Consider the following 1,380-nt stretch of genomic DNA (forward strand, 5'->3'; position numbering starts at 1 on the left):
GTCCGGGGTCGCCGCGTCCGGGGCGTGGGCGGCGGTGACGAGCCGGCACAGCTCGGCCCAGCCCTGGGCGCCGTCCCGGGCGAGGAAGGTGACCCGGGGGGCGGATTCGTCGACGAAGGCCCCGCCCCGCACCGGGGTGCGCGGCCGGCGCGTAGGCCCCGCCCCGCCGGCCCGGGCGGGCGCCACCGCGAGCTCCGTCCCGAAGAGCGGCCGTATCCCGGCGCTCTCGCAGGCACGGGCGAAGCGGACCGCGCCGGTGAGGCCGTCGCGGTCGGTCAGCGCGAGGGCGTCCATCCCCCGCTCGGCGGCGCGCTCGGCCAGCCGCTCCGGATGCGAGGCCCCGTACCGCAGGGAGAACCCGGAGGCGGTATGCAGATGCGTGAAGCCTGGCACCCGCACCTCCTGGACCGTTCCGTAACCCGCCACCCCCTCGCTCTCCACCATAAACCACGTTTCGAACGTTCGTACGATAACCGAACCGGGGGTGACCCTCACCGGCGACCGCCTCCGCCATTCGGCCCCGCCCCGCCTGCGCGGCCGCCGGGCCGCCAGGACCGTGGGGGCATGACTTTCGCCGGGGAAGTGAAGAACGCCGTCACCGTGCGGGCCGCCTTGCTCGTCCTCGGGGTCCTGGCACTCCAGCTGCTGTTCATCGCGTCGTACGTGGGGGCGCTGCACCGCCCCGACCCGACGGACGTCCCCTTCGGCGTGGTCGCCCCCAAGCAGGCGTCCCGGCAGCTCGTCGCCCAGCTGGACGGCCTCCCGGGCGGCCCGCTGGCCCCCCGCGCGGTCTCCGACGCCGCCGAGGCGCACAAGCAGGTCATGAACCGCGACCTGGACGGCGCCCTGATCGTCGACCCCGGGGGCACGACCGACACCCTGCTCGTCGCCTCGGGGGGCGGCACCGTCCTGGCGAACTCCCTCGGCACGATCGTCAAGCAGGCCGAGGCGCCGCAGCACCGCACGGTGCGGACCGTGGACGTGGCCCCGGCCTCGCCGGACGACTTCAACGGGCTCTCGTCGTTCTACCTGGTCGTGGGCTGGTGCGTCGGTGGTTACCTCTGCGCCTCGATCCTGGCCATCAGCGCGGGGGCCAAGCCCGCCAACCGGCAGCGCGCGCTGATCCGCACCGGGGCCATGGCGCTGTACTCGATCGCGGGCGGGATCGGCGGCGCGATCATCGTCGGGCCGATCCTGGGCGCGCTCCCGGGCAGCCTGTGGGGGCTGTCGGGGCTCGGCGCCCTGATCGTCTTCGCGGTCGGCATGATCACCCTCGCCCTGGAGGCGCTCACCGGCATCGTCGGCATCGGCCTGGCGGTCCTGATCATCGTGGTCGCGGGCAACCCGAGCGCGGGAGGAGCCCTGTCTCTTATACACATC

2 protein-coding genes are annotated in these 1,380 nt (G+C 74.4%); one reads left to right on the top strand and one right to left on the bottom strand.

Annotated features, from left to right (window positions below; genetic code table 11):
- On the bottom strand, positions 1–444 hold a 444-nt coding region (locus IH13_RS0125020; protein WP_031088069.1), incomplete at its 3' end, for a PHP domain-containing protein.
- A 120-nt stretch (positions 445–564) separates the two neighbouring features.
- On the opposite strand from IH13_RS0125020, the gene IH13_RS0125025 reads away from it, so the two are divergent.
- A partial coding sequence (locus IH13_RS0125025) for a hypothetical protein (RefSeq protein ID WP_063837485.1) occupies positions 565–1,380 on the top strand: 816 nt, incomplete at its 3' end.

The sequence above is a fragment of the Streptomyces sp. NRRL WC-3549 genome (assembly GCF_000721935.1).
GTDB lineage: Bacteria > Actinomycetota > Actinomycetes > Streptomycetales > Streptomycetaceae > Streptomyces.